Here is a 20,330-nt window from a genome sequence, read left to right on the forward strand (position 1 = left end):
CAAAGGTCCCGGACCATGATCGGTCCGGGACCTTTGCGCTGGTGCCCCCGGCAGGATTCGAACCTGCGACACCCGCTTTAGGAGAGCGGTGCTCTATCCCCTGAGCTACGAAGGCGGGGCGGCGCGAGTCCGGAGACTGCGTCGTCCGCCGTCAGTGTAGCGGGTGGTCGTGGGGGAGATCCGGGTTGATCCGCGTGGAGGAGGGGCGGGGTGGGGTTATTCGATGACCAGGTCCACCTGGATGTTGCCGCGCGTGGCCTTGGAGTAGGGGCAGAAGGCGTGGGTCTTCTTCAGGAGGGCTTCGCCCGCGGGGCCCTGGAGGTGGTCGGGGAGTTCCGCGCGCATGACCACGGAGAGGCCGAAGCCGCCGTCCGTCTCGTCCTTGCCGATGCTGACCTCCGCCGTCACCGAGACGTCCGTCACATCGATCTTCTCCTGGCGCGCGACGTTGCTCATCGCGCTGGCGAAGCAGGCCGCGTAGCCGGCGGCGAAGAGTTGCTCGGGGTTCGTGCCCTTGCCGTTGCCGCCCAGGGCCTCGGGGAAGGCGAGCGTCAGGTCGATCTGGCCGTCCGAGCTGACGGTGCGGCCCTCGCGGCCGTTCGCGGTGGCGACTGCGGTGTACAGAGCGTCCATGGGTCTCGTTCTCCTGGTGGTAGGGGTCGAACGGGGGTCTCGGTCGGTGCCGGCCGAGGGCCTTGCCCTTCCGGTGGCATAAGTAGAGCACCCAATTGAGTTGTGTGCAACTGAATTGGGTGGCTGGTTGTATGGTGGGGGTATGGAGCAAGTACAGGACGGGGCCGGGTCCGAAGCCCTCCGCGAGAATGGGACCCCTCGTGAGGGCGGCGCCCTCGGGGAGCGCGAAGCCTTCCGTGGCGTTTCCGACGATGACTTTCTGCGGCTCGACGAGCAGGTCTGCTTCTCGTTGCACGCCGCCGCCCGCGCCTTCAACGGGGTCTACCGCACCGCGCTGAAGGACCTCGGGATCACCTACCCCCAGTACCTCGTCATGCTCGTCCTCTGGGAACACGGCGAGCTCCCCGTCAAGAAGATCGGGGAGCGGCTCCGGCTCGACTCCGGGACGCTGTCTCCGCTGCTCAAGCGGCTCGAAGCCGCCGGTCACGTCGAGCGGCGGCGCAGCGTGGAGGATGAGCGGTCCGTCAGTGTCCGGGTCACCGGGGCGGGACTCGCGCTGCGTGAGAAGGCGCGGGCCGTGCCGCGTGCCATCAGCGCCGCCACCGGGCTCTCGCTGGGCGAGGTGCGGGATCTTCGAGCGCGGCTCGACAGCCTCACCGCCGCCCTCGACGGGAAGCCGGCCCTCCACGGCGGAGAGGCGGCTCCCATCGACGGCGAGCCCGCTGCCGCGCTCGACGGGGAGCCCGCTGCCGCGCTCGACGGGAAGCCCGCCCTCGACCGTAAATCCGGCGAGGGCGCGGGCGACTGCTTCCGGTAGGCCCGGGGAGGGGGCTACGCTCCCTCCCCGAACACCCCCTCCGTCGTCGTCACGACCGCGCACCTGCCCGCCGCCCAGCGCAGCGCCATCGCGTGGTCCTCGGGGGAGAAGTCGGCCACCGCGTCGGCCACCACGAACGCCCGGATGTCCCGCATCCACGCGTCGCACGCCGTCATCAGGACGCCGATGTGGGCGTAGACGCCGGTAATCACCAGCTGGTCGCGGCCCTGTTCGCGCAGGCGGTCCAGGAGGTCCGTGCGGACGAAACCGCTGTACTTCCACTTCGTCAGAACCGTCTCCGGGGGCGCCGGGCCGATCTCCGGGGCGATCGCCGCCGCCTCCGCGTCGTCCGGCAGGCCCGGCCCCCAGAAGTCCTGCTGGAGGCCCCGCTCCTCGGGGGTCTGCCCGCCGGGCTGCGCGGTGTGCACCACCGGTACGCCGATGCGGGACGCGGTCTCCTTCAACGTCCTGACGTTCGAGAGGAGATCGGGGATCGGAGCCGCCTTCCCGTCGTACGCCGACAGGAAGTAGTTCTGCAGGTCGTGGACCAGGAGGACCGCGCGGGACGGGTCCACCTTCCAGTCGACACGGTTCGCGGGAAGCTCGTCCGCCGACGGCATGGGGTACGGGGCGATCGCGGGCAGCGCCATGGGTTGGACAGTTCCGTTCAGGGGAGAGGGGAGGGGAGAGGGGGAGAAGAGGGGACGGGAGGGGGGAGAGGGGCTTACGTGAGACGCGGCTACTGGGCGATGTGGTGCGGCGTCGCCGACGTCGTCGCCCGCAGGTCCTTCTTCGAGATCTTGCCGACCCCCGTCTGCGGGAAGCTCGCCACGAACTCGACGCGGTCCGGGACCTTGTACGCGGCCAGGCCCCGTTCCCGTACGAACTTCTTCACGGCGGCCGGCTTCAGCGGGGCGGCACCGGTGCGCAGGATGACGTAGGCGCAGGTGCGTTCGCCCAGGTAGGGGTCGGGTTCGGCGACGACGTTCGCGTCGTGGACGGACGGGTGGGCCAGGAGGTGGTTCTCGACCTCCTCGGCGGCGATCTTCTCGCCGCCCCGGTTGATCTGGTCCTTCGCGCGGCCCTCGACCACCAGGTGGCCGGTCCCGGTGAGGCGGACGATGTCACCCGTGCGGTAGAAGCCGTCAGGTGTGAAGGAGCGGGCGTTGTGCTCGGGGGCACGCCAGTAGCCGCGGATCGTGTACGGGCCGCGGGTCAGGAGGTGGCCGCTCTCGCCGGGCGGCACGTCGTTGTCCTCGTCGTCGACGATCCGGATCTCGTCGGCGGGGGAGATCGGGCGGCCCTGCGTGGTGACCGTCGTCTCGTACGGGTCATCCAGGCGCGTGTAGTTGACCAGGCCCTCCGCCATGCCGAAGACCTGCTGCAACGTGCAGCCGAGGGCCGGTTTCACGCGCCGCGCCGCCTCCTCGCTGAACTTCGCGCCGCCGACCAGGAGGACCTTCAGGCTGCTCAGGTCGTACGGGGTCGAAGGCGCCGCCTCGGTCCAGACGAGGGCCAGCGGTGGGACCAGGCCGGTGATCGTGACGCCCTCCGCCTCGATGAGCGGGAACGCCGCGTCGGGGCTCGGCTGCGGGGCGAGGACCACGCGGGCGCCCGCGTAGAGCGCGCCGAGCGAACCGGGCGAGGACAGGGGGAAGTTGTGCGCCGCGGGCAGGGCCACCAGGTAGACGGACGTCTCGTCCACCGCGCAGAGTTCGTTGGAGCCGCGCAGGGAGTAGATGTAGTCGTCGTGGGTGCGCGGGATCAGCTTCGGTACGCCCGTCGAGCCTCCGGAGAGCTGCAGGAACGCCAGGTCGGAGGGGGCCGGCGGGTCCGGGATCGGTACCGGGTCGGCCTCCACGTCCGTCAGGGTCTCGAAGTGCTCGGGCTCTCGTACGGGCCCTAGTTCCGGCCCTAGTTCCGGCCCTAGTTCCGGCCCTCGTTTCGGCCCTCGTTCGGGCCCTCGTTCGGTTTTCGTGTGCGTCGACGCCTCGAAGTGTTCGGGTTCTCGTGTGGGCTTCGTGGGCTTCGTGTGCGTCGACGTCTCGATGTGCTCGGGCTCTCCGTCCGCCTCCGCGTCTGCGTCCGCGTCCATCAATGCCTCGAAAAGGGCCGGGGCGGGCCCCGCGTCCGCCATGAACACGTGGCGCAGCGTCGGGACCTGGGCCCGCACGGTCGCCGCGAGGGCGCGGTAGTCGAAGCCGCCGTGCCGGGCGGGGACGACGTAGGCGACCGCCTCCGTGAACTCGCAGAAGTAGCGGATCTCCGTCTCGCGGTGCGCGGGGAGCGCGAAGACCGGCAGGGCGCCGATGCGGAAGAGCGCGAAGATCGTCGAGAAGAACTCCGCCGTGTTCGGGAGCTGGACGACCACCCGGTCGCCCTTCCCGATGCCGCGCGCCAGCAGGCCCGCCGCCAGGCGGTCGGCGCGCAGGTCCAGCTCGCCGTAGGTCCAGCGGTGCCCTCCCGCCGGGTCCACGATCGCCGTCCGGTCGGGGTGCTCGGCCGCGCGGTCGCGCAGCAGCCCGCCGAACGTCTCGCCGCGCCACCACCCGGCGGCCCGGTAGCGCTCGGCGAACTCCTCGGGGTACGGGGGCGCGTCCGGGATGCTCACAGCTCGGCCCCCACGGCGTCGAGGAACGTACGGAACTTCGCGCCGGTCTCCGCGGTCTCCGCCGCCGGGTCCGAGGCTGCGACGACGCCCGCGCCCGCGTAGAGCCGCAGGGAGCGTTCCTCCGCCTCGGCGCAGCGGATCGTCACGACCCACTCGCCGTCGCCCTCGGCGTCGCCCCAGCCGACCACGCCGGTGAAGAAGCCGCGGTCGAACGGCTCGGTCTCGCGGATCACGTCGCGCGCCGTCGCCGTCGGGGTGCCGCAGACCGCGGGGGTGGGGTGCAGGGCGCAGGCGAGTTCGAGCGCGGAGGCGTCGGGGGCCGCGAGGGTGCCGGTGACCGTCGTGGAGAGGTGCCACATGGTGGCCGTACGGATCAGGGTGGGACGGGGCGGGATCGTCAGGTCCGTGCAGAACGGGGCGAGCGCCTGGTGCACGGCGTCGACGACGACGGCGTGCTCGTGCAGGTCCTTGGCGGACTCCAGGAGCGCGGCGGCGCGGCGGACGTCCTCGGCGAGGTCGGCGCTGCGCGGCGTCGAGCCCGCGAGGGGGTTGGCGACGACCTGGCCGCCCCGGCGCGAGACGAGCAGTTCGGGGCTGGCGCCGACGAGGGTGCGGCCGGGGGCCGTCGGGAGCGCGAAGGTGTAGCCCGAGGGGTCGCGGCGGGCCAGCCGCTGGAGCATCAGGGGGATGTCCAGCGGTGCGGGGGCGGTGAGTTCGAGGGTGCGGGCGAGGACGACCTTGCTGAACTCGCCGCGCCACATGCGCTCCACGGCCCCGGCGACGCCCTCGCCGTACTCCGCGGGGGACGGTACGGGTCTGATGCGCCAGTCCGTCACCTCCGGTGTCTCGGCGGGCAGCGCGATCAGCGGGTCCGCGGTCAGCGGCGGCGCGGTACGCAGGGTCTCCGGTACGGCGAGGGCGGCGGGCGCGGTCTGGTCGAACGCGACGGCGCCGATGACGTGCGGCCGGTCCGTCCCCGCCGCGCGCGCTGCGGCCAGCGCGGCGGCGACACGCTGCGGCAGCGGCCTGTCGTCGTGCGGTACGTGGGCGTGGACGCCCTCGGCGAGCAGGGTGCGGGTCGGTGTCGCGAGGAAGCGCCGACCGGGGGTGTAGTCGTCGAGGAGAGCGGTGGCCGCTCCCACGGCGGGATGGGCCTGCTCGGCCGTCGTGACGTGTGTGGCGACCTCGGGTGCCGTCGACACGGGTGCTCCATTTCTCGTGGGGGCGCTGGGCGTTCCGGGGAGGAGGGGAGGAGAGAGGGACGGGGGTGCGGTGGGCGCGGCCTCAGCGCAACGTGGCGCCGCCGTCCACGTACAGCTCCTGGAGGGTGATGTGCCGCGCGCGGTCGGAGGCGAGGAAGACGACCGCTTCGGCGATGTCCTCGGGGGCGGCGATGCGGCCCAGCGGGATGCCGGTGCGGTACGTGGCGGGGTCGCCCGCGATGACGCTGGGCGGCACCTCCGTCCGGCCCTCGGGCCACAGGGCGCGCTGCATGGCGGTGTCGGTGGAGCCCGGTGCCACCACGTTGCAGCGCACTCCGCCGCGCGCGGTCTCCAGGCCGAGGCACTTGGTGAACATCGTGGCCGCCGCCTTCGACGCGGCGTACGCGGCCATGCCGGTGCGCGGGATGCCGGCGGCGTTGGAGGCGACGGTGACGATGCAGCCGGAGCCGCGGGCCGTCATGTGGGAGGCGGCGGCGCGGGAGGCGTGGAAGACGCCGGTGGTGTTCACGGCGAAGGTGTCGGCCCAGTCGGCGTCGGTGAGTTCGGCGACGGGAGCGGTGCGCAGGATGCCGGCGACGTTCACGAGGATGTCGAGGGCGCCCAGGTCGCGGACGGTCTCGTCGATGACGCGGGACACCGCGCCGGCGTCGGTGACGTCCATGGTGCGGGGGGTGATCGTGCCCAGCCGGGGGGCGACCGCGCCCGGCTCGTGCCCCGTGGTGCACTCCGAGGCACGGTCCGTGGGGCGGTCCGTGGCCCGGGCGGTGGCCCGGTCCGTGGCGATGACGTGCGCTCCCCGGGCGGCGAGCGCGGCGGCCACCGCGGCGCCGATGCCTTGGCCCGCGCCGGTCACCAGAGCCGTGCGCCCGGCGAACTCGCCCTCGGCGTACGGCCCGTTCGGTATGTGCTCAGGCATGTGCGAGCGACCTCCCAGCTGTTTAGGTAAGGCTAACCTAACGTACGATCACTGCCCGGGGGATGCCGCCTCGTCGATTCACCCCGGGTGCCCCGGGGTGAACCCGGGCGGCGCGGCTTCATGGCCCGCCGCCGTGCGGTGTGCTACCTTGCGAGCAGCACGTGTGTCTGCCCCGTCCGGGGCGCCGGTGCTGATCTCTCTCCCGGTTCACGGGACCTCCTGGCTCGCCTTCGCGGGCGCTTTCCCGATCCTTCGAGTTCAGGCGATTCGTTCAGGCGATCTGTTCTGCCGGGTCCGGGCCGACTGGGCCGGGTCCGGTGAGTCGGGCCTGTTCCGCCAGGCCGTTCCGGGCTTCTCTCAGCGCTTCCGAAGCGCTTCCCTCCCAGCCGCACGAGGCGTGAACTACGCCGCCCTCCGGCCGGGCCCCTCATTCGCATGTCCGCGAAAGGAACCCTTCCCATGGCAACCACAGCCACAGCCACAGCCACACCCACAGTCACAGTCACACCCACAACCACAGCAACTGCCGCTGCCGCTGGCACTGCCACTGGCCCTGCCCCAACCACCCACCAAACCACCGGCGTTCTGGACATCGCGAAGGACGGCCGCGGCTTCGTCCGGGGTCCGGACTGCCTGCCCGGCCCCGCGGACGTGCAGGTCCCCGCGCCCCTCGTACGGCAGCTGCACCTGCGCACCGGAGACTTCGTCGAAGGGGTCTGCGGGCGCCCCCGGGTGCTCGCCGGGATCGAGCGCGTCAACGGGCGCGATCCCCGGGAGCTGCGCTCACGCCCCCGCTTCGGGGACCTCACGCCGCTGCATCCCCGCGAGCGGCTCCGCCTGGAGACCGCGGACGGGCCCGCGGCGACACGGCTCGTCGATCTCGTCGCGCCCGTCGGCAAGGGGCAGCGCGGCCTGCTCGTCGCGCCGCCCAGGACGGGCAAGACCGTACTGCTCCAGCAGATCGCCGCGGCCGTCGCGGAGAACCACCCCGAGTGCCACCTCATGGTCGTCCTGCTCGACGAACGGCCCGAGGAGGTCACCGACATGCGGCGCTCGGTCCGCGGCGAGGTGCTCGCCTCGACCTTCGACCGGCCCGCCAAGCAGCACATCGCCCTCGCCGAACTCGCCGTGGAGCGCGCCAGGCGCATGGTCGAGGACGGCCGGGACGTCGTGATGCTGTTCGACTCGCTGACCCGGCTGTGCCGCGCGTACAACAACGCGGCGGCGAGCGGCGGGCGCACGCTCAGCGGCGGCGTCGACGCGTCCGCCGTGCAGGGCCCGAAGCGGCTCTTCGGTGCCGCGCGCCTCACCGAGGAGGGCGGCTCCCTGACCATGCTGGCGACCGCCCTGGTGGAGACCGGCTCGCGCGCCGACGACTACTACTTCGAGGAGCTGAAGAGCACCGGGAACATGGAGCTGCGGCTGGACCGCACCCTCGCCGGACAGCGCCTCTTCCCCGCCGTCGACGTCATCCCTTCCGGCACCCGGCGTGAGGAACTGCTCGTGCCGGGGACGGAGTTGACGGCCATGCGGGAGCTGCGGCGGGCCCTGCGGGGGCGTGCGGGGCAGAGCGCGCTCGAAGCGCTGCTCGACCGGGTCAAGAAGACACCGAGCAACGCCGCGTTCCTGCGGCAGGTGCGGCAGACGGTGCCGGGGGCCGCCGCAGGGGTCGCCGAGGCCACCGGGGTCGCCGAGGCCACCAGGGTCGCCGGGGCCACTGGGGCCGCCGGGGCCGCCGCGGGGGACGACGTCACTGCCGCGTGACCGTCACCCGGTAGTCGCCCTCGTCCGTCACGTCGTCCACCGTCACCCGCAGCCCCGTCCTGCCGTCCGAGAACGTCTCGCCGGGACCGTAGGGCGCGTCGGACAGTTCGGCGTGGACGTTGGGGCGGCGGGTGCAGCCGCCGCTCTCGGTCGCGGAGTCGGCGACCGTGACCGGGCCGTGGCCCGTGTCGACGTCCGCGTCCACGCGGTAGATGAGGACGCCGGGCTTGCAGACCTCCTCGTCGTTGCCGCCGGGCGTGCGCACCTCGACGGCGTACCCCGTCCGCTCGCTCAGCGGGACGAACGCGAGCTTCATGCCGCCCGTGCGGGAGAGCGGGGTCAGGGTGTGTTCGGACGTGCCGGGCCGCGAGGCGCAGCCGACCTGTTCGTCGTCGAGCCAGCCCAGCTTCCACTTGTGCCAGGCGAGCAGGTCGTTGTTGGCGCCCCAGTCCTCGCTCATGATGTCCCAGTGGCCGGCCGCGCCGCCGCCCTCCTGCGTGTAGAGGTCGGGCAGGCCGAAGACGTGGCCGTTCTCGTGGGGGAGTACGCGGTAGCCGGTCTCGTGGTAGGTGCCCGAGCCGTCGTCCTGGCGGCTGTAGACGAAGGACGTGTTGGCGACGGGGACGCCGTCGGCGACCGGGGCCTCGTGGTTGCCCGCGAAAGTCACCGAAAGGACCGTGTCGAGGGCCGACGGGCCGGCGTTCGGGGTGACGAGGACGTTGACGAGGTCGTACTCCCGGAAGTCCACCTCGGGGTCGGCGACCTCCACGATGTCCTCGACCAGCTCGCGGTAGCCTGGGTCGAAGGGGGCGCCGCGCTCTATGCCGTAGTCGGCGAACGGCTTCGGCATGCGCAGCCAGTGCGGTACGGGCGATCCGGGGCGGTATTCGAGGCGCCCGTAGGAGCTGGTGCGGAACCACTCCTCGGTCTGCGGGAAGAACTCCGCGAGGCGGTCGAGCGCCCTGCCCTGGCCCCGCGCGTCGGAGAAGTCGACCATGAGGTTCAGGGCCCGGACGGTGCCGGTGGCGCGGGCGTAGCCGGGCGGGGTGGGCACGCCCTCCGACATCTGTACGCCCATCGTGCCGCTGATCATGCAGGGGCCGAGGGTGTCGCCGCGGGCCATGGAGACCGGGCCCGCCGAGCTGGGCGCCTCGTCCGTCAGGCGGCCGGCGCCCGCCGACGTGGTGACCGCGAGGGTGAGCGCCGCGACCGAGGCGAGGGCGACTCCGCGGCGGGCGGAGCATATCCGCCGCCAGGTCGGCTGCTGCATGCGTGAGCCTCCACTCCGCGGCAGCCGCCGGTCCCGGCTGCACCCTGTCCGCTCACCCTCTGCCGAGGGGCGCGCGGACGCTCGTCGGGTGCGACCGACCGGGGGGTTTTCCGTTCAATAGGTGTGACCCACGTCACGGGAAGTAAGGGCGGCGGGCGGAAATAACCGGGGAGCGCTTCCCCGTTTAGACCTGTGTTCGCGCGAAACGGGGAGCCAGTCCCCGCATCGGCCCGCGAAGACCCGAGACGGCTCAAGAGGAGGAACCGTGGACTCCGCCACCGCCACCGCCCCCCGGCGCCGCCCGGCCCGCCCCCGCGCGGACGCCCTGCGCAACCGGGAGCGGATCGTCGCCGCGGCACGCGAGATGTTCGTGGAGTACGGCTCCGAGGTACCCCTCGACGAGGTCGCGCGCCGCGCGGGCGTGGGCAACGCCACGGTCTACCGCCACTTCGCCGACCGCGCCGAACTGGTGCGGCAGGTCGTCCTCTCGGTGACGGACCGCGTCGCGGACCACGCCGAGGAGGGCATCGCCGCGGCCGACGCCGACGCGGACGCCGCCTTCGGGGCGCTGCGCACCTTCGTGCACGCCGCGGCCGACGAGCGGATCGGCGCCCTGTGCCCGATGCTGCAGGCCGGCTTCGACCCCAACCACCCCGACCTGCTCGATGCCCGCGAGCGCATCGAACGGTCCATCGAAGGGCTGATGGCGCGGGCGCGCGCGGCCGGGCAACTGCGCGCCGACATCGCCGTCGGCGACCTGATGGTCGCCCTGTCGCAGCTCACCCGGCCGCTGCCGGGCACGGCCTGCCTCAGCATGGACCGCTTCGTCCACCGCCATCTTCAGCTGTTCATGGACGGTCTGATGGCACCCGCCCGCTCCGAGCTCCCGGGGGAGGCGGCGACCCTGCGGGACCTCAGGGAGCGCTGACCGCGCCCCTCTCCTCCACACGTCCCGTACGCACGCCACGCGCGCCGCATGCTTCGCGCGCACCACTTACGTCACACGCATCGCTTACCTCACGTACATCCCTCACGTACATCCCTGACACATCCCTCACGTACATCTTTTTTCGCCCATATGTACCGCTACGTACCGCTAGGTGGCCACACCCATGTCTGAAACAGACCCGAGACGCTGGAAAGCGCTCGTCTTCATCGCCCTCGCGCAGCTGATGGTCGTCCTCGACGCCACCATCGTGAACATCGCGCTGCCCTCCGCCCAGCAGGACCTCGGCATATCCGACGGCAACCGCCAGTGGGTCATCACGGCCTACGCGCTCGCCTTCGGCGGCCTGCTGCTCTTCGGTGGCCGCATCGCCGACCTGTGGGGCCGCAAGCGCACCTTCGTGACCGGCCTGATCGGCTTCGCCGCGGCCTCCGCGCTCGGCGGCGCCGCGACCGGTGAGGCCATGATGCTGGGCGCCCGCGCCCTGCAGGGCGTGTTCGGCGCGCTGCTCGCGCCCGCCGCCCTCTCGCTGCTCGCGGTGATGTTCACCGACGCCAAGGAGCGCGCCAAGGCCTTCGGCATCTACGGCGCGATCGCCGGTGGCGGCGGCGCCGTCGGCCTGATCCTCGGCGGCTTCCTCACCGAGTACCTGAACTGGCGCTGGACCTTCTTCGTGAACATCCCGTTCGCGGTGATCGCCGCCCTGGGCGCCTACTTCGTCATCCGTGAGCCGGCCGGCACCCGCAACCGCTCGCCGCTCGACATCCCCGGCGTGGTCCTGTCCACCCTCGGTCTGGTCGCGCTGGTCTACGGCTTCACGCGGGCCGAGTCCGAGGGCTGGTCCGACGCCGTGACGGTGACGATGTTCGTCGCGTCCGCCGTGCTGCTCGCCGCGTTCGTCTTCACCGAGGCCAAGGTCAAGTCGCCGCTGCTCCCGCTGCGCGTCCTGATGGAGCGCAACCGCGGTGGCGTCTACCTCTCGCTCGGCCTCGCCGTCATCGCGATGTTCGGCCTGTTCCTGTTCCTCACGTACTACCTGCAGATCGTGAAGGGCTACACGCCGGTCAAGACCGGCTTCGCGTTCCTGCCGATGATCGTCGGCATGATCACGGGCTCCACGCAGATCGGCGCCCGTCTGATGACCCGCGTCCCGCCGCGGCTGCTGATGGCCCCGGGCTTCCTGCTCGCCGCGGTCGGCATGCTGCTTCTGACGCAGCTGGAGATCGGTACGTCGTACGCCGGTCTGATCATGCCCGCGCAGCTGATGCTGGGCCTCGGCATGGGTACGGCGTTCATGCCCGCCATGTCGCTCGCCACGCACGGCGTCGAGCCCCGTGACGCCGGTGTCGCCTCCGCGATGGTCAACACCTCGCAGCAGGTCGGCGGCGCCATCGGCACGGCCCTCCTGAACACCATCGCGGCCTCGGCGACCACCGCGTACCTCACGGACCACGCGGCGGGCGCGACCAGCCCGAAGCTGCTCCAGGCGCAGGCCATGGTCGAGGGCTACACCAGCGCCATCTGGTGGGCGGTCGGCATCCTCGCGGTCTCCGCGCTGATCGCCGCGACCTTCGTCAACACCGGCCACCAGGGCGGTTCCCCGTCCTCCGCCGGCTCGGACTCGGCGGACGGCGCCGAGGACGAGGTGAAGATCCCGGTGATGGCCCACTGACCCGGCCGGTCCACCGGGGCGGCCGCCCGGCCGCTTCGGGCCCCTAGCGGAGCCAGGGGAGGTCCGCACCGGCCTCCTCGGGCTGAAGTCCCTCGGCGACGATCGTCATGATCTCGCCGAGGGACTTCTGCTGTTCCGGGGTGAGCCGGTCGAAGAGCGCCTGGCGTACGGCGCTGACGTGGCCGGGCGCGGTCCCGCGCAGCACCTCGTACCCCTCGTCGGTGAGGGTCGCGAGCTGGCCGCGCTTGTCGGAGGGGCAGTCCTCGCGGCGCACCCAGCCGCTCTTCTCCAGGCGGGCGACGGCGTGCGAGAGGCGCGACCGGGTGATCTTCATGTTCTTGGCCAGTTCGGTCATCCGCAGCCGCCTCCGGGGGGCGTCGGACAACTGGACCAATAGGCCGTAGTACATGTGCGGCATGCCCGCGTCGCGCTGGAGCTGCCGGTCGAGGTAGTCGTCCAGGAGGGTGGTCGCCTGGAGGTAGGCCCGCCAAACGCGCTGCTCGTCGCCGTCCAGCCAGCGGGGCTCACCGGCCGGGGAAGGGGTGGGTGGCATATCCATGTACTCCATCGTACGAGGCCTTTCCTTGAATTTTGAACAAACCATGCGTACCGTCGAACCGTAAAGCTTGAGTGTTCAAGTACCCAGTGTTCCGTACGGTGTACCCCGCCTGCGGACCGCACGACCGCCGACCGCTCCGGAGGTGCGCGATGACCCGCATGCCCGCCCTGTACCTCAGTCACGGCGCGCCGCCGCTCGCCGACGACCCCGTCTGGCCCGGCGAACTGGCGGCCTGGTCCGCCGCCCTGCCGCGCCCCCGGGCGATCCTCATGGTCTCCGCGCACTGGGAGGAGGCCCCGCTCGCCCTCGGCGCCACGGAGACACTGCCGCTCGTGTACGACTTCTGGGGCTTCCCCGAGCACTACTACGGGGTGACGTACGAGGCGCCGGGCGCACCGGAGCTCGCCGCGTCCGTACGGGCGCTCCTGCGGGCCCCCGGCCTGCCCGTGCAGGACGTTCCCGACCGCGGGCTCGACCACGGGGCGTACGTGCCGCTGGTCGAGATGTACCCCGACGCCGGCATACCCGTCCTCCAGATCTCCCTGCCGACCCTCGAACCGCGCCGCCTGATGGACATCGGCCGCAGACTGGCACCGCTGCGGGACGAGGGAGTCCTGATCGTCGGCAGCGGCTTCTTCACGCACAACCTGGCGGCCCTGCGGCAGTCCGGCGTCCCGTCCTGGTCGGCGGAGTTCGACGCCTGGGGCCGGGAGGCCCTGGAGCGCACCGACGTGGACGCGCTCCTCGACTTCACCGCCAAGTCCCCCGCGGGCCACCTGGCCCACCCCCGCACGGAGCACTTCGCCCCGCTCTTCGTCACCCTGGGCGCGGCGGACGCCACCGGTGACCTGACGGCTCAGCGCAGCGTGATCGACGGCTTCTGGCTCGGCCTGGCGAAGAGGTCGGTGCAGTTCGGCTGAGGGCCCGCGGCGAGTGGGCCCCCCGCTCCGGCTCCTCAGGCGGGCTCGCTCAGCTCGACGGAGCGCAGGGCCGCCGCCAGGGCCCGCTCGTCGCCGACGTCGAGCGCCGTGTCCGTCAGTTTGATCACGTGCTCGTCACCGTGCGCCAGCGCCCGCTCGACGACCTCTTCGGCGGTGAAGGCGCCCGGGGGCCGGTAGGCCACGGGAGCGTCCGGCGCGTACATGGCGGTGACGGCCGCCGAGGCCGTCCACGCCGCCCGCAGGCTCGGCACCCACAGGCCGCGCGGCAGGACGGGCAGCACCCGCAGCACCGCGTTGGGCGCCGTCGCCGCGTGCACCAGCATGGTCGCCTCGCCGTGCCCGTGCGTGGCGTACCGGTGGGTGGCGGCGCGCACCAGCTCCGCGAGGCGGCGCCCGGCCTCGTCGGGGCCGTCCACGGAATCCGCCCACACCGGCAGCCCCCGCACGCGCGCGAGCCGCGCGGGGAAGCCGCCGTCCCGCCGCTCCGAGAGGGGCGGCACCGCGTCGAGGGCGTCCTCCGCGCGGTCGGCGCCGGGCAGCGGGACGAGCCCTTCCACGGGGTGGTGGCGCGCGGCCCAGTAGCCGAGGCCGTGCGCGAGTTCGGCGACGCGGGGCCCCGTCTCGGGACCCGCCCGCAGGGCGCGCACGGCATGCCCGACCCGGATCACGGGGTGCGTCGAGCCCCCGTACATGCCGGGCAGGAGCCGCGGCCACCACTCGGCGAGGACGTCGCGCCACGGGCGGGCCCCGACCTCGCGGCGGAAGTACGCGATCCAGTCGGCGACCCGGCGGGGGTCGCCCAGGGCCGCCCGCAGGTTGTCCCGCGTGATCGGCTCCACGGGCGCGGGGAAGTCCTCCAGCTTCGGGGCGTAGCGATCGAGCCACCGGTGGACAGCCGCGCCCCGCCCCCGTGCGGCGAGCGCCTCGACGGCCATGGGCGCGTGGTTGGTGAGCCGCCCCAGCCGCTCGGGCCCGGAGGCGTGCAGCCGTTCGAGCGCTTCATCGAAGGTGCCTGTGGTGTCGTCCATGGGGGGACGGTAGGCCGCGGGCCCGTGCTCCGGTAACGGCCCGCGGCCCCGGGTGGGGCGGGGCCGAAGAACTAGGTCGCGGGGCCGAGGGGCAGCTCGTACCAGGCCACGTCCCAGTAGCGGCCGAACTTCCTGCCCACCTCGTGGTAGGTCCCCACGTGCCGGAAGCCGAAGCGCTCGTGGAGGCGGACGGAGGCCGCGTTCGGCTGGGCGACGCCCGCGTACGCGCGGTGCACGTCCTCCTGCCGCAGCGCCTCGAAGAGCGCCCGGTAGAGCAGCGTGCCGATGCCGCGCCCCACGGTGTCGGGTGCGCAGTAGACGCTGACTTCCACCGAGGTCGCATAAGCCGGCTTGACGCGGAAAGGGCTACTGGTGACGTACCCGAGGACGCGGCCCCCGCCGGAGCCCGGATGCCGCTCCTGGGCAACCAAGAGGCGGTGCGGGCCGTCTTCGGGGTGGGAGAGCAGCCAAGGGCGGCGCTCCTCCGGCGAGAAGGCGACCGTGTCGAATGTGATCGCCGTCTCACGTACGTAGTGGTTGTAGAGGTCCGTGAGGGCTTCGAGGTCCGCCTCGGCCCCCGGCCTGACCTGCACCTCTGTACGCCCTGTCAACACGCTGCCTCCCGGAGTGGCCGGACAGGGTACTGCACCACCGACCAAAAAGATGCGCGCCTTGGGAATTCTGTCCGGATTCCAGGCGTTGTTTCCTTCGGATGGTGGGCACTCGACGGTGTGCCATCCACCACAGAGGCCCCAGCGGGGCCGACCAGGACCACCACACGCAAGGGAGCACGCATGGCAACCCGTGCCGTCGCCCGTCGTAAGTCCGCCACCGGCGAGACGTCCGACGCGGCACGCAGTGTTCGCGCCGTAGGCGGGGAGATCGCCGACCGCGACCTGGTCGGCATGTACCTCGACGAGATCGCGCGTACACCGCTGCTGGACGCCGCCAAGGAAGTGGAGCTGTCCCAGGTCATCGAAGCGGGCGTCTATGCCCGGAAGATCCTGGACGGAGAGGTCGGGGACAGCGAGGTCACCGCGGACCGCGAGGAGCTCGAAGCCCTCGTCGCCGACGGTGAGCGAGCCAAGGACGTCTTCATCCGGTCGAACCTCCGCCTCGTCGTCGCCGTGGCCCGCCGCTATCCGCGCAGCGGCCTGCCGCTCCTGGACCTGATCCAGGAGGGGAACGCGGGCCTGGTGCGAGCGGTGGAGAAGTTCGACTACGCCAAGGGCTTCAAGTTCTCCACGTACGCCACGTGGTGGATCCGCCAGGCCATCACCCGCTCGATAGCCGACCAGTCGCGCACCATCCGCCTCCCCGTCCACCTGGTGGAGGAGCTGGGCCGCATCCGCCGCGTGCAGCGCGAGTTCAACCGCGAGCACGGCCGCGACCCGGAGCCCGCGGAGATCGCCGCCGAGCTGTCCTCGACGCCCGAGCGCGTCGTCGACGTGCTCGACTGGGCGCGCGACCCCGTCTCGCTGAACATGGGAGTGGACGACGAGGGCGACACCCAGTTCGGCGACCTCCTGGAGGACACCTCCGCCGTCTCGCCCGAGCAGTCCGTCCTCTCGCTGCTGCGCAGCGAGGAGCTCGACGACCTGATCGGCCGCCTCGACCAGCGCACCGCCTCCATCATCAAGATGCGGTACGGCATCGACGACGGACGCGAGCGGACGCTGACGGAGGTCGGCAAGGAGCACGGCCTCACGCGCGAGCGCATCCGGCAGATAGAGAAGCACGCCTTGCTGGAGCTGAAGAAGCTGGCGCGCGACACCGGGTTCGACGCGGTCGCATAGGGATCGGTCGCACAGGGTCGGCCCGTCGTTCGGCCCTGCCCGGCGTCGTGCCCTCCACCGGCACGTACAGGCCGGGGTGTCGTGCCCTCCACCGGCACGCACACGCCGGGCCGACGGGTGCCGCCCCTCCCGCCGACCCGATCCGGACGACCGGCCCTAGTCGGCCGCCGCTCCCGCTCCCGCTCCCGCGGCCCGGCTCAGGCGGGAGCCCATGTCGCGCAGGCACGTGAGCAGTTCCGGGGGCCCGTGCGCCGTGAAGTCGCAGTCCGTCAGCGCCAGGCGGACCGCCACCCACTCCATGGAGTCCGTGGCCGTGCCGCGCAGCCGGCAGCGGTGGTCGCCCAGCGGCTCCACCGTGCCGAGCGTCGACGGCAGCCTCGCCGTCACGAACGCCGCGGGCGCCGCGAACGTCACGTCGATGTCGTACGACTCGACCCCGCGGTAGACCGTCTGCCGCAGGAACTCCGCGGCGTCGCCCTTCGGCAGCTCCCGCGGCGTGAACCGCGCCCCCGTGGCGAACGGCTCCGCCACGCGGTCCACGCGGAAGGTCCGCCAGTCCTCGCGGTCCATGTCGTACGCCACGAGGTACCACCGCCGCCCCGTCGACACCAGGCGGTACGGCTCGGTCAGCCGCCGCGACCGCGTGCCGTCGCCCGCGCGGTAGGAGAACCGCAGCCGCTCGTGCCCCGCCGCGGCCGACGCCATCACCGTCAGCGTCTCGGGGGCGATGCTCGCCCCGTCCCCGCTGACCAGCGGCATCGTCGCGATCTGGAGGGCCGACACGCGGTGCCGCAGCCGGGCGGGCAGGACCTGCTCCAGCTTGGTGAGCGCCCTGACCGACGCCTCCTCCACGCCCTCCACGGCGTGCCCCGCCCCGGCGCGCAGGCCGACCGCGATGGCCACCGCCTCCTCGTCGTCCAGGACGAGCGGCGGCATGGCCTTGCCCGCGACGAGGCGGTAGCCGCCGAGGGCGCCCTGCGTGGCCTGCACCGGATAGCCCAGCTCCCGCAGCCGGTCCACGTCGCGCCGCACGGTCCGCCGGCTCACCCCCAGCCGGTCGGCCAGCTCGCCGCCCGGCCACTCGCGGGGCGTCTGCAGGAGCGAGAGCAGTTGCAGCAGCCGGATGGGCGTCTGCGCGCCGGTCGCGCCGGTTATGGCCGGGGCTCCGTCGGCCGTGGCGCGGCGGCGCGCGCGTCGGCCGTCCCAGCCTGCGTGCCCGGCATCCGCTTCGGCTCTGGCTTCGGCTTCGGGCGCGGCTTCGGTTGCGTCTCTGGCTGCGGCTGCGGCTCCGGCTCCGGTGGCGTCTCCGGTCGCGTCTCCGGCGCCGGCTGCGGCTGCGGCGATATGTCCGTCGTCTGCTCCGTCTTCGTTTCCACGTGCTCAGGATGGCGCGGAACTAGGAACTCTAATGACCTATATGGTTCCTAGTCTTCCGGCATGAGTTCTCCCAGCAGCACGCTCCCCGAAACGCCGCCGGCAGCGGACCGGCGGCGGTGGTACGCCCTGGCCATCGTGATGACCGCCGCCTTCATGGACCTGGTCGACGTCACGATCGTCAACATCGCGATCCCGTCGATCCAGCGGGACGCGGGCGCCTCGTTCAGCCAGATCCAGTGGATCACCGCGGGCTACAGCCTCGCGTTCGCCGCCGGGCTCATCACGGGCGGACGGCTCGGTGACATCCACGGCCGCAAGCGGCTCTTCCTGATCGGCATCACCGGCTTCACCGTCGCCTCGGCGCTCTGCGGCTTCGCGGTCGCCCCCGAGATGCTGGTCGCCTCGCGCATCCTGCAAGGTGCCATGGCCGCGCTGATGGTGCCGCAGGTGCTCTCCATCGTCCACGCGACGTTTCCCGCCCATGAGCGCGGCAAGGTCTTCGGGCTCTTCGGCATGGTCGTCGGGCTCGGCGCGGTCTCCGGGCCGCTGCTCGGCGCGCTGCTCACCGAGTGGAACATCCTCGGCCTCGAATGGCGGCCGATCTTCCTGATCAACCTGCCCGTCGGCATCGCGGGGCTGATCCTCGGCCGGAAGTACATCACCGAGTCCAAGGCGCCCAGGGCCCTCAGGCTGGACCTGGCCGGCGTCGTCATGGTCACCCTCGGCCTGCTGATGCTGCTCTACCCGCTCACCCGCGGCCGCGAGCTGGGCTGGCCGCTCTGGGGCCACGTCATGATGGCGGGCTCGCTCGTCGTCTTCGGCGCGCTCGTCGCGTACGAGAGGTGGAAGACGGCGAGGGACGGCTCGCCACTGGTGGAGCTGTCGCTGTTCAAGGTGAAGAGCTTCGCGGCGGGCATCGCGGTGCAGACCGTGTTCGGTGTCGCGCTCGGCATCTTCTTCCTGGTCTGGACGCTCTACCTCCAGATCGGTCTGGGCTGGAGCGAGCTGCGGGCCGGTCTGACCGGGGTGCCGTTCTCCATCGCGGTCTCGGCGGCGGCCGGGGTCTCCGTCCAGAAGCTCGTCCCGAGGTTCGGCCGCAAGGTGCTCCAGACCGGCGCGCTGACGATGGCCGCGGGCCTGCTCGTCTACATCTGGGAGGCCGACCGGTACGGCGCGGGCATCACCGCCTGGCAGATGGCGCTGCCGCTGATCGTGATGGGCGTCGGCATGGGCCTGATCGTGGCGCCGCTGACGGACGCCATCCTCTCCGAGGTGCCGCGGGAGCACGCGGGCTCGGCCTCCGGCCTGCTCAGCACCGTGCAGCAGATGGGCACCGCGCTCGGCCTCGGCCTGGTGTCGGTGGTCTTCTTCGGGGTGATCGACGAGGGTGCCGCGCCTGAGCGGCTGCCCATGGAGTTCGTGGACGGGTTCCAGAACGCGCTGGGCTGGGTGGCGGCGGTACTCGCCCTCGTCTTCCTCCTGATGTTCGCCCTGCCCGCGAGGCCGAGGCAGCACGTCGAGGAGGGGGCGGGGGCCGCGGCGGGGGAGCCCCACGAGCGGGTGGAGAAGGAGCCCGCGACGACGTCGTCCTGACGGCGCCTGCCGCCTGAGGTCGCCGTCCTGACGGTGCCTGCCGCCTGAGGTCGCCGTCCTGACGGCGCCTGCCGCCTGAGGTCGCCGTCCTGACGGTGCCTGCCGCCTGAGGTCGCCGTCCTGACGGTGCCCGCCGCCTGACGGCACCGTCCCGTCTCGCGGCCCGCCGTCTCGCGGTCCGCGGTCCGCGGTCCGCCGTCTCGCGGTCTGCCGTCCCCCGTCCCCCATCTTCCCGTCCGCCCTACGCCGACCTAGCAATGCCCGTTCACGCCCGTTCCGTGCCCGAAGGTGTTTACTTTTGCGCAATGCCGCCGTAGCCTGCCGGGGAAACAACAGGCTCGGGCATGTGGCGGAGGCAGACGGACATGTACGCACCGGAGCGGCAGCAGGAGATCCTGCGGCTCGCGCGGGACGGCGGGCGGGTCGACGTACTGTCGCTCGCCGAGGAGTTCCAGGTCACCGCGGAGACCATCCGCCGCGACCTGAAGGCCCTGGACCGCGCGGGCCTGGTGCGCCGCGTGCACGGCGGCGCCATCCCCGCGGGCCGCCTCGACTTCGAGCCGGACCTCGCCGAGCGCGAGGGCACCGCCGCCGACGAGAAGGACCGCATCGCCCGCGCCGCCCTCGCGGAACTGCCCGCCGAGGGCAGCGTCATCCTCGACGCCGGATCGACCGTCGCGCGGCTCGCGGCGGCGCTCCCCCTGGAGTCGGCGCTCACCGTCGTCACCCACGGCCTGCCCACCGCCGCCCGCCTCGCCGACCACCCCGGCATCCAGCTCCACCTCATCGGCGGCCGTGTCCGGCAGCGCACCCGCGCCGCCGTGGACGCCTGGGCCCTGCGCGCCTACGGCGAGATCCGCGCCGACGTCGCCTTCCTCGCCGCCAACGGCTTCTCCGCCGAGGCCGGACTCACCACACCCGACCTCGCCGAGGCCGCCGTGAAGCGCGCGGCCGTCGCCGCCGCCCGCCGGGTCGTCCTGCTCGCCGACTCCGCCAAACACGGCCAGCAGCACTTCGCCCGCTTCGGCGACCTCACCGACGTGGACCTGCTGATCACCGACACCGGCCTCGCGCCCGCCGAAGCCGCCGCCATCGAACGAGGCGGCACGGAGGTCGTACGCGTATGAGCACGCGCACAGCCACCCCCGGCGGCCCGGCGACCGCCGCTGCCGCACGCACGATCA

At 72.5% G+C, this 20,330-nt stretch carries 16 protein-coding genes, 1 tRNA gene and 2 pseudogenes; 8 read left to right on the top strand and 11 right to left on the bottom strand.

What is annotated here, in order from left to right; genetic code table 11:
- Positions 1-39 precede the first annotated feature (39 nt).
- Together AB0I16_RS17795 and AB0I16_RS17800 are read right to left on the bottom strand one after the other, a co-directional pair.
- Positions 40-115: transfer RNA gene (locus AB0I16_RS17795), tRNA-Arg, on the bottom strand.
- A gap of 101 nt (positions 116-216) precedes the next feature.
- Positions 217-633, bottom strand: coding sequence for an organic hydroperoxide resistance protein (locus AB0I16_RS17800; RefSeq protein ID WP_363250324.1), 417 nt, complete (start codon positions 631-633; stop codon positions 217-219).
- Between the two features lie 259 nt (positions 634-892).
- On the opposite strand from AB0I16_RS17800, the pseudogene AB0I16_RS17805 reads away from it, so the two are divergent.
- Positions 893-1,303: pseudogene (locus AB0I16_RS17805) on the top strand (MarR family transcriptional regulator); the annotation flags it as partial.
- A 161-nt stretch (positions 1,304-1,464) separates the two neighbouring features.
- Here the strand turns inward: AB0I16_RS17805 and AB0I16_RS17810 are convergent.
- The 4 genes from AB0I16_RS17810 to dhbA form a co-directional block, all read right to left on the bottom strand.
- A complete protein-coding gene (locus tag AB0I16_RS17810; RefSeq protein WP_363250326.1) occupies positions 1,465-2,100 on the bottom strand; it encodes an isochorismatase family protein in 636 nt (211 codons plus the stop codon).
- Positions 2,101-2,189: 89 nt separating this feature from the next.
- Positions 2,190-4,061, bottom strand: a complete 1,872-nt coding sequence (locus tag AB0I16_RS17815) for an AMP-binding protein (protein ID WP_363250327.1) — start codon at positions 4,059-4,061, stop codon at positions 2,190-2,192.
- Positions 4,058-5,263 carry an isochorismate synthase DhbC gene (dhbC, locus tag AB0I16_RS17820; protein WP_363250328.1) on the bottom strand — a complete coding sequence of 402 codons (1,206 nt, stop codon included), beginning with the start codon at positions 5,261-5,263 and terminating at the stop codon, positions 4,058-4,060. The genes AB0I16_RS17815 and dhbC overlap by 4 nt, the downstream gene beginning before the upstream one ends.
- 82 nt (positions 5,264-5,345) lie before the next feature.
- Positions 5,346-6,200, bottom strand: coding sequence for a 2,3-dihydro-2,3-dihydroxybenzoate dehydrogenase (dhbA, locus tag AB0I16_RS17825; RefSeq protein ID WP_363250330.1), 855 nt, complete (start codon positions 6,198-6,200; stop codon positions 5,346-5,348).
- 576 nt (positions 6,201-6,776) lie between these two features.
- Between dhbA and rho the strand changes: the two are divergent.
- Positions 6,777-7,853, top strand: a pseudogene (rho, locus tag AB0I16_RS17830) (transcription termination factor Rho); the annotation flags it as partial.
- Positions 7,854-7,950: 97 nt separating this feature from the next.
- Here rho and AB0I16_RS17835 read toward each other — a convergent pair.
- Positions 7,951-9,234, bottom strand: coding sequence for a M6 family metalloprotease domain-containing protein (locus AB0I16_RS17835; RefSeq protein ID WP_363250332.1), 1,284 nt, complete (start codon positions 9,232-9,234; stop codon positions 7,951-7,953).
- Between the two features lie 265 nt (positions 9,235-9,499).
- Between AB0I16_RS17835 and AB0I16_RS17840 the strand changes: the two genes are divergently transcribed.
- Together AB0I16_RS17840 and AB0I16_RS17845 are read left to right on the top strand one after the other, a co-directional pair.
- The gene (locus AB0I16_RS17840; protein ID WP_363250333.1) at positions 9,500-10,162 is read left to right on the top strand and encodes a helix-turn-helix domain-containing protein; all 663 of its coding nucleotides are present in this window, start codon (positions 9,500-9,502) and stop codon (positions 10,160-10,162) included.
- 184 nt (positions 10,163-10,346) lie between these two features.
- The gene (locus AB0I16_RS17845) at positions 10,347-11,852 is read left to right on the top strand and encodes an MFS transporter (protein WP_363250334.1); all 1,506 of its coding nucleotides are present in this window, start codon (positions 10,347-10,349) and stop codon (positions 11,850-11,852) included.
- A gap of 43 nt (positions 11,853-11,895) precedes the next feature.
- Here the strand turns inward: AB0I16_RS17845 and AB0I16_RS17850 are convergent, their stop codons facing one another.
- Positions 11,896-12,420: a MarR family transcriptional regulator gene (locus AB0I16_RS17850; protein WP_363250335.1), complete on the bottom strand. Its 525-nt coding sequence runs from the start codon at positions 12,418-12,420 to the stop codon at positions 11,896-11,898.
- A gap of 140 nt (positions 12,421-12,560) precedes the next feature.
- On the opposite strand from AB0I16_RS17850, the gene AB0I16_RS17855 reads away from it, so the two are divergent.
- Positions 12,561-13,331: a class III extradiol ring-cleavage dioxygenase gene (locus AB0I16_RS17855; RefSeq protein WP_363250336.1), complete on the top strand. Its 771-nt coding sequence runs from the start codon at positions 12,561-12,563 to the stop codon at positions 13,329-13,331.
- Between the two features lie 35 nt (positions 13,332-13,366).
- On the opposite strand, the gene AB0I16_RS17860 is transcribed toward AB0I16_RS17855, so the two are convergent.
- Positions 13,367-14,380 (bottom strand): questin oxidase family protein, encoded by a 1,014-nt coding sequence (locus AB0I16_RS17860; RefSeq protein WP_363250337.1) that lies wholly within the window; start codon positions 14,378-14,380, stop codon positions 13,367-13,369.
- A gap of 71 nt (positions 14,381-14,451) precedes the next feature.
- On the bottom strand, positions 14,452-14,994 hold the full coding sequence (locus AB0I16_RS17865; protein ID WP_363250338.1) for an N-acetyltransferase family protein: 543 nt from the start codon (positions 14,992-14,994) through the stop codon (positions 14,452-14,454).
- 180 nt (positions 14,995-15,174) lie between these two features.
- Between AB0I16_RS17865 and AB0I16_RS17870 the strand changes: the two genes are divergently transcribed.
- On the top strand, positions 15,175-16,176 hold the full coding sequence (locus AB0I16_RS17870; protein ID WP_363250339.1) for a sigma-70 family RNA polymerase sigma factor: 1,002 nt from the start codon (positions 15,175-15,177) through the stop codon (positions 16,174-16,176).
- Between the two features lie 156 nt (positions 16,177-16,332).
- On the opposite strand, the gene AB0I16_RS17875 is transcribed toward AB0I16_RS17870, so the two are convergent.
- Positions 16,333-17,331: a WYL domain-containing protein gene (locus tag AB0I16_RS17875; RefSeq protein WP_363250444.1), complete on the bottom strand. Its 999-nt coding sequence runs from the start codon at positions 17,329-17,331 to the stop codon at positions 16,333-16,335.
- Between the two features lie 282 nt (positions 17,332-17,613).
- Between AB0I16_RS17875 and AB0I16_RS17880 the strand changes: the two genes are divergently transcribed.
- Positions 17,614-19,146 carry an MFS transporter gene (locus AB0I16_RS17880; protein WP_363250340.1) on the top strand — a complete coding sequence of 511 codons (1,533 nt, stop codon included), beginning with the start codon at positions 17,614-17,616 and terminating at the stop codon, positions 19,144-19,146.
- Positions 19,147-19,511: 365 nt separating this feature from the next.
- Positions 19,512-20,273, top strand: a complete 762-nt coding sequence (locus AB0I16_RS17885; protein WP_363250341.1) for a DeoR/GlpR family DNA-binding transcription regulator — start codon at positions 19,512-19,514, stop codon at positions 20,271-20,273.
- The last annotated feature ends 57 nt before the right edge of the window (positions 20,274-20,330 follow it).

Origin of the sequence: Streptomyces sp. NPDC050703, assembly GCF_040654435.1 — a bacterium.
GTDB lineage: Bacteria > Actinomycetota > Actinomycetes > Streptomycetales > Streptomycetaceae > Streptomyces.

What these genes read in the sequence shown, in the direction of transcription:
- AB0I16_RS17800 (WP_363250324.1), bottom strand. Translation starts at nt 633, where the DNA reads ATGGACGCTCTGTACACCGCAGTCGCCACCGCGAACGGCCGCGAGGGC.
- AB0I16_RS17810 (WP_363250326.1), bottom strand. Translation starts at nt 2,100, where the DNA reads ATGGCGCTGCCCGCGATCGCCCCGTACCCCATGCCGTCGGCGGACGAG.
- dhbA (WP_363250330.1), bottom strand. Translation starts at nt 6,200, where the DNA reads ATGCCTGAGCACATACCGAACGGGCCGTACGCCGAGGGCGAGTTCGCC.
- AB0I16_RS17835 (WP_363250332.1), bottom strand. Translation starts at nt 9,234, where the DNA reads ATGCAGCAGCCGACCTGGCGGCGGATATGCTCCGCCCGCCGCGGAGTC.
- AB0I16_RS17845 (WP_363250334.1), top strand. Translation starts at nt 10,347, where the DNA reads ATGTCTGAAACAGACCCGAGACGCTGGAAAGCGCTCGTCTTCATCGCC.
- AB0I16_RS17850 (WP_363250335.1), bottom strand. Translation starts at nt 12,420, where the DNA reads ATGGAGTACATGGATATGCCACCCACCCCTTCCCCGGCCGGTGAGCCC.
- AB0I16_RS17855 (WP_363250336.1), top strand. Translation starts at nt 12,561, where the DNA reads ATGACCCGCATGCCCGCCCTGTACCTCAGTCACGGCGCGCCGCCGCTC.
- AB0I16_RS17860 (WP_363250337.1), bottom strand. Translation starts at nt 14,380, where the DNA reads ATGGACGACACCACAGGCACCTTCGATGAAGCGCTCGAACGGCTGCAC.
- AB0I16_RS17870 (WP_363250339.1), top strand. Translation starts at nt 15,175, where the DNA reads ATGGCAACCCGTGCCGTCGCCCGTCGTAAGTCCGCCACCGGCGAGACG.
- AB0I16_RS17880 (WP_363250340.1), top strand. Translation starts at nt 17,614, where the DNA reads ATGAGTTCTCCCAGCAGCACGCTCCCCGAAACGCCGCCGGCAGCGGAC.
- AB0I16_RS17885 (WP_363250341.1), top strand. Translation starts at nt 19,512, where the DNA reads ATGTACGCACCGGAGCGGCAGCAGGAGATCCTGCGGCTCGCGCGGGAC.